Consider the following 6,420-nt stretch of genomic DNA (forward strand, 5'->3'; position numbering starts at 1 on the left):
ACACCAAAGACGGTGTCCCCCTCTTTGCGAGGACAACCACCATGTACAAGTTCATCTTCGATCTCGTCTTCAAGCGGATGGACCCGGAGCAGGCCCACTACCTGGCCTTCCGCTGGATCCGGCTTGCGGCCCGCATCCCCGTCCTGCGTACGTTCATTGCGGCGGTTCTCGCGCCCCGGTACGCCGCGCTGCGCACCGAGGCGCTCGGTCTGCGCATGCATGGCCCGTTCGGCCTCGCCGCCGGCTTCGACAAGAACGCCGTCGCTATCGACGGCATGTCCATGCTCGGCTTCGACCACATCGAGATCGGCACGGTCACGGCACAGCCGCAGCCGGGCAACCCCAAGAAGCGGCTGTTCCGGCTCGTAGCGGACCGTGCGCTGATCAACCGCATGGGCTTCAACAACGAGGGCTCGGCGGCCGTCGCCGAGCGGCTGGCCGCCCGGAAGGCGGTCTTCAAGACCGTCGTGGGCGTCAACATCGGCAAGACGAAGGTCGTGCCCGAGGCGGAGGCGGTGGCCGACTACGTGACGTCGACCGAGCGCCTGGCGCGCCACGCCGACTACCTGGTCGTCAACGTCTCGTCGCCGAACACGCCCGGCCTGCGCAACCTCCAGGCGACCGAATCGCTGCGCCCGCTGCTGACGGCCGTACGCGAGGCGGCCGACCACAGCGTCGAAGACCGGCGCGTCCCTCTCCTGGTCAAGATCGCGCCGGACCTCGCGGACGAAGACGTGGACGCGGTCGCGGACCTGGCCCTCGAGCTCGGCCTGGACGGCATCATCGCCACAAACACGACCATCGCGCGCGAAGGCCTCGGCCTGAAGTCCGACCCGGCGCTGATCAAGGAGACCGGCGGACTGTCCGGAGCGCCGGTCAAGGCGCGCTCCCTGGAGGTCCTGAGCCGCCTGTACGCGCGCGTGGGCGACCGGATCACGCTCATCGGCGTCGGGGGCATCGAGAACGCCGAGGACGCCTGGCAGCGCATCCTCGCGGGCGCCACGCTCGTGCAGGGCTACAGCGCCTTCATCTATGAGGGGCCCTTCTACGCCCGCGCCATACACAAGGGCCTGGCCGCCCGGCTCAAGGCCTCCCCGTACGCCACCCTCGCCGAGGCCGTCGGCGCCGAGACCCGGAAGGCCGCCAAGTGACCCTCGAACCGTTCGGCGCACGCCTGCGCCACGCAATGGACACCCGTGGCCCGCTCTGCGTCGGCATCGACCCGCACGCGTCCCTGCTGACCGCCTGGGGCCTGGACGATGACATCGCCGGCCTGGAGCGCTTCACGCGTACGACTGTGGAGGCGCTGGCCGACCGGGTCGCCGTCCTGAAGCCGCAGTCGGCGTTCTTCGAGCGCTTCGGCTCGCGCGGCATCGCCGTGCTGGAGAAGGCGGTCGATCAGGCGCGGGCGGCGGGCGCGCTGGTGCTGATGGACGCCAAGCGGGGCGACATCGGCTCGACGATGGGCGCGTACGCCGCGACCTACCTCGACAAGGACTCGCCGCTCTTCTCGGACGCGGTGACCCTCTCGCCGTACCTGGGCTTCGGCTCGCTGCGTCCGGCGCTGGACGCGGCCGCAGTCTCCGGCGCGGGCGTCTTCGTACTCGCCCTCACCTCGAACCCGGAGGGCGCGGAGGTACAGCGCTCCACGGCCGCGGACGGGCGATCCCTCGCGCAGGTGATGCTGGACCACATGACGGTGGAGAACGCCGGCGCCCAGCCGCTCGGCTCGGTCGGCGCGGTGGTCGGCGCGACGCTGGGCGACGCGGGTGTGAACCTCGACATCAACGGTCCGCTGCTGGCCCCGGGCATCGGCGCACAGGGCGCGACCCCGGCTGACCTTCCCGGCGTCTTCGGCTCGGCGGTCGGCAATGTCGTGCCGAGCGTGAGCCGCGGCGTGCTGCGGCACGGTCCGGATGTGGCGGCGCTGCGGGAGTCGGCGGCGCGTTTCGCGGACGAGGTGCGGTCGGCTGTCTTGGGGGCATAGGGCTTCGGCCGAGGAGCCTCGAAACCTCCGCAGCGGCCGCATTGGCAGAATCGTGGCCAAAAAACCGGGTCGATATGTCAGAAATGTCCTGGTCGGTCGATGCTGACCAGGACTTTTCGTCTGTTCTCGCTGACTGGAGCGGTCATGGCCGCTAGTCTCCGTCGAAGAGCGAACGTGCACTGCGTTGCTCGTTGCTCGCCTGGTGTGGGGCGACTAGGTTCCTCACCGGTCCGTATCCGACAGTTCGACATCCGAGGTGACGTAGGCGTGGCTCTTCCGCCCCTTACCCCTGAACAGCGCGCAGCTGCGCTCGAAAAGGCCGCCGCGGCTCGCCGGGAGCGGGCCGAGGTCAAAAATCGACTCAAGCACTCCGGCGCCTCGCTCCATGAGGTCATCAAGCAGGGCCAGGAGAACGACGTCGTCGGCAAGATGAAGGTCTCCGCTCTCCTTGAGTCCCTGCCGGGCGTGGGCAAGGTCCGCGCCAAGCAGATCATGGAGCGGCTCGGCATCTCCGAGAGCCGTCGCGTGCGCGGTCTGGGCTCGAACCAGATCGCGTCTCTTGAGCGTGAGTTCGGCGGCGGCGCCGCCTGACGTTCTCGGGCACTCCCGAGAACCTGGATAATCGCTGCATGGCAGCAGAGGTACGTCCGCGGCTGACCGTGCTCTCCGGCCCCTCAGGGGTCGGTAAGAGCACGGTCGTCGCCCATATGCGCAAGGTCCATCCCGAGGTATGGCTCTCGGTGTCGGCCACCACAAGAAAGCCGCGCCCCGGCGAGCGCCACGGCGTTGAGTACTTCTTCGTCACCGACGAGGAATTCGACAAACTGATCGCCAACGGCGAGTTGCTGGAATGGGCCGAGTTCGCGGGCCACCGCTACGGCACGCCGCGCAGGGCGGTTCTCGATCACCTGGAGGCGGGCGAGCCCGTACTGCTGGAGATCGACCTCCAGGGCGCCCGGCAGGTCAAGGAATCCATGCCGGAGGCGCTACTGGTCTTCCTGGCCCCGCCGAGCTGGGAGGAGCTGGTGCGCCGTCTCACCGGCCGTGGCACCGAGTCGCCCGAGGTCATCGAGCGTCGGCTGGAGGCGGCCAAGGTGGAGCTGGCGGCCGAGTCGGAGTTCGATACGACCCTGGTCAACACCTCTGTCGAGGACGTAGCACGTGAGCTGCTAGCCTTGATGCGAGTTGTTTGATCTTTTTCTGTTTTTCCCTGAAGTTTCTTCGGAAGGCTAGAGCGTGTCCTCTTCCATCACTGCGCCCGAGGGCATCATCAACCCGCCGATCGACGAGCTGCTCGAGGCGACTGACTCGAAGTACAGCCTCGTGATCTACGCGGCCAAGCGCGCGCGTCAGATCAACGCGTACTACTCGCAGCTCGGTGAGGGTCTGCTCGAGTACGTCGGCCCGCTTGTGGACACCCATGTCCACGAGAAGCCGCTCTCGATCGCCCTGCGGGAGATCAACGCGGGTCTGCTGACCTCGGAGGCCATCGAGGGCCCGGCTCAGTAGCGATTTACGTTCTTCAGCGTTTTACGTTCTTCACCACAGGCCTGGCGGCGCGACCGCCGGGCCTGTGGTGTGTCATGGGGAAGTACGCATCCGAGTGCGGGGAGACGCAGCAGTGGACAAGCCAAAGGTCGTTCTGGGGGTAAGTGGAGGCATCGCCGCGTACAAGGCGTGCGAGCTGCTGCGGAGGCTGACGGAGTCGGGCCATGACGTACGCGTCGTGCCCACCGAGTCCGCGCTGCACTTCGTCGGTGCCGCGACCTGGTCGGCGCTCTCCGGGCACGCGGTCTCGACCGAGGTCTGGTCCGACGTTCACGAGGTTCCGCACGTACGGATCGGGCAGGGCGCCGATCTGGTCGTCGTCGCGCCGGCCACCGCCGACATGCTCGCGAAGGCCGCCCACGGCCTCGCCGACGACCTGCTGACCAACACACTCCTCACCGCCCGCTGTCCGGTGGTCTTCGCGCCCGCGATGCACACCGAGATGTGGGAGCACCCCGCCACCCAGGAGAACGTCGCGACCCTGCGCCGCCGCGGGGCCGTCGTCATCGAGCCCGCCGTCGGCCGGCTCACCGGCGTCGACACCGGCAAGGGGCGGCTGCCCGAGCCGGACGAGATCTTCGAGGTCTGCCGCCGGATACTCGCCCGCGGCGTGGCCGCCCCGGACCTTGCGGGCCGCCATGTGGTCGTCAGCGCGGGCGGCACGCGCGAGCCGCTGGACCCGGTGCGCTACCTGGGGAACCGCTCGTCCGGCAAGCAGGGGTACGCCCTGGCCCGCACCGCCGCGGCCCGCGGCGCCCGCGTCACGCTCATCGAGGCCAACACCGGGCTGCCGGACCCTGCGGGAGTCGACGTCGTCCGCGTCGGCACGGCGGTGCAGCTGCGCGAGGCAGTGCTCAAGGCCGCGGCGGACGCCGACGCCGTGGTGATGGCCGCGGCCGTCGCGGACTTCCGCCCCGTCGCGTACGCCACGGGCAAGATCAAGAAGAAGGACGGTCAGGAGCCCGCGCCCATCGCGCTGGTCCGCAATCCCGACGTCCTCGCCGAGATCTCCGCCGAGCGGGCCCGCCCCGCCCAGGTGATCGTCGGCTTCGCCGCCGAGACGGACGACGTACTCGCCAACGGCCGCGAAAAGCTGCGCCGCAAGGGCTGTGACCTCCTCGTCGTCAATGAGGTGGGGGAGCGCAAGACGTTCGGCTCCGAGGCGAACGAAGCGGTGGTGCTCGCCGCGGACGGCGGCGAGACTCCGGTGCCGTACGGGCCCAAGGAATCCCTCGCCGACACCGTCTGGGACCTGGTCGTCCAACGTCTTGGATGAATTCTTGGTTTCGCCGCGAAGCGTGGTCGAAATCACGTGAAATCCGGCATATCGCCCTAGGATCGGGGTCTATCGCCCTGCCGTACCGGACCGGAGTCCTGGTTGCCGAGCTCCCACGGAGCGAGACAGGTGGACCGGTGGCGAAGGGTGGCGGATAAACTGCCCATGGAACGTCGCGGGGCGCAGCCCCCGGCCGGTCCGCCAATGATCAGCCAGCAGCCGCTGCAACCCCAGGGAGCATTGTGTCCCGTCGTCTGTTCACCTCGGAGTCCGTGACCGAGGGTCACCCCGACAAGATCGCTGACCAGATCAGCGACACGATCCTCGACGCCCTTCTGCGGGAGGACCCGACCTCCCGGGTCGCCGTGGAGACCTTGATCACCACCGGTCTGGTGCACGTCGCCGGCGAGGTGACCACCAAGGCGTACGCGGACATCCCCACGCTCGTTCGCAACAAGGTCCTTGAGATCGGCTACGACTCGTCGAAGAAGGGCTTCGACGGCGCTTCCTGCGGCGTCTCGGTCTCCATCGGCGCGCAGTCGCCGGACATCGCGCAGGGCGTCGACACCGCGTACGAGAAGCGCGTCGAGGGTGCCGCCGCAGGTGACGAGGGGGACGAGCTCGACAAGCAGGGCGCCGGCGACCAGGGCCTGATGTTCGGCTACGCCACCGACGAGACGCCCGAGCTGATGCCGCTGCCGATCCACCTGGCGCACCGGCTCTCCCGTCGCCTCTCCGAGGTCCGCAAGAACGGGACCATCCCGTACCTGCGCCCTGACGGCAAGACCCAGGTCACCATCGAGTACGACGGCGACAAGGCCGTCCGCCTCGACACTGTCGTGGTCTCCTCGCAGCACGCCTCGGACATCGACCTGGACTCGCTGCTCGCTCCCGACATCCGCGAGTTCGTCGTCGAGCACGTACTGAAGCAGTTGGTGGACGACGGCATCAAGCTGGACACCGACGGCTACCGGCTGCTGGTCAACCCGACCGGACGGTTCGAGATCGGCGGGCCGATGGGGGACGCCGGCCTCACCGGCCGCAAGATCATCATCGACACCTACGGCGGCATGGCCCGCCACGGCGGCGGTGCCTTCTCCGGGAAGGACCCGTCCAAGGTGGACCGCTCGGCGGCGTACGCGATGCGCTGGGTCGCAAAGAACGTCGTGGCTGCCGGCCTCGCGTCGCGCTGCGAGGTCCAGGTCGCCTACGCGATCGGCAAGGCCGAGCCGGTCGGCCTCTTCGTCGAGACCTTCGGTACCGCCACCGTCGACGTGGACAAGATCGAGCAGTCCATCGGAGAGGTCTTCGACCTGCGCCCGGCGGCCATCATCCGCGACCTGGATCTGCTGCGCCCGATCTACGCGCAGACGGCTGCGTACGGCCACTTCGGCCGCGAGCTGGCGGACTTCACGTGGGAGCGCACGGACCGCGTGGACGCGCTGCGCAAGGCTGCGGGTCTGTAAGCACTGCACGCGTACGGCAAGCACTGCACGAGCACGGCGGCCCCGGACCGACTGCACCCATGTCCCCAGTGCCGCCCTCGCGTACGCGCGCCGAGACGGCCCACTGCGGGAGCCGTTAGACCAGGCCCAGGGCCGATCGCGTG

At 68.8% G+C, this 6,420-nt stretch carries 7 protein-coding genes; all 7 read left to right on the forward strand.

All coding sequences use genetic code 11. The annotated features are described in order from the left end of the window. The first annotated feature begins 41 nt into the window (after positions 1–41). Positions 42–1,151 carry a quinone-dependent dihydroorotate dehydrogenase gene (locus tag ACWDO5_RS13600; RefSeq protein WP_450530450.1) on the forward strand — a complete coding sequence of 370 codons (1,110 nt, stop codon included), beginning with the start codon at positions 42–44 and terminating at the stop codon, positions 1,149–1,151. Then, positions 1,148–1,987, forward strand: coding sequence for an orotidine-5'-phosphate decarboxylase (gene pyrF, locus ACWDO5_RS13605; RefSeq protein WP_450530451.1), 840 nt, complete (start codon positions 1,148–1,150; stop codon positions 1,985–1,987). The genes ACWDO5_RS13600 and pyrF overlap by 4 nt, the downstream gene beginning before the upstream one ends. Positions 1,988–2,254: 267 nt before the next feature. Then, the gene (locus ACWDO5_RS13610) at positions 2,255–2,578 is read left to right on the forward strand and encodes an integration host factor (protein ID WP_028814066.1); all 324 of its coding nucleotides are present in this window, start codon (positions 2,255–2,257) and stop codon (positions 2,576–2,578) included. Positions 2,579–2,616: 38 nt separating this feature from the next. After that, positions 2,617–3,180 (forward strand): guanylate kinase, encoded by a 564-nt coding sequence (gmk, locus tag ACWDO5_RS13615; protein WP_450530452.1) that lies wholly within the window; start codon positions 2,617–2,619, stop codon positions 3,178–3,180. A gap of 43 nt (positions 3,181–3,223) precedes the next feature. After that, on the forward strand, positions 3,224–3,496 hold the full coding sequence (gene rpoZ, locus ACWDO5_RS13620; protein ID WP_005319902.1) for a DNA-directed RNA polymerase subunit omega: 273 nt from the start codon (positions 3,224–3,226) through the stop codon (positions 3,494–3,496). Positions 3,497–3,608: 112 nt separating this feature from the next. Further along, positions 3,609–4,811 carry a bifunctional phosphopantothenoylcysteine decarboxylase/phosphopantothenate--cysteine ligase CoaBC gene (coaBC, locus tag ACWDO5_RS13625; protein WP_450530453.1) on the forward strand — a complete coding sequence of 401 codons (1,203 nt, stop codon included), beginning with the start codon at positions 3,609–3,611 and terminating at the stop codon, positions 4,809–4,811. A 242-nt stretch (positions 4,812–5,053) separates the two neighbouring features. Next, positions 5,054–6,277 (forward strand): methionine adenosyltransferase, encoded by a 1,224-nt coding sequence (gene metK / locus ACWDO5_RS13630; RefSeq protein WP_450530454.1) that lies wholly within the window; start codon positions 5,054–5,056, stop codon positions 6,275–6,277. Positions 6,278–6,420 lie beyond the last annotated feature (143 nt).

Source organism: Streptomyces sp. NPDC000880, assembly GCF_053599675.1.

Excerpts from the sequence above, each read along its gene's own strand:
- ACWDO5_RS13600 (WP_450530450.1), top strand. The coding sequence starts at position 42 with ATGTACAAGTTCATCTTCGATCTCGTCTTCAAGCGGATGGACCCGGAG.
- gmk (WP_450530452.1), top strand. The coding sequence starts at position 2,617 with ATGGCAGCAGAGGTACGTCCGCGGCTGACCGTGCTCTCCGGCCCCTCA.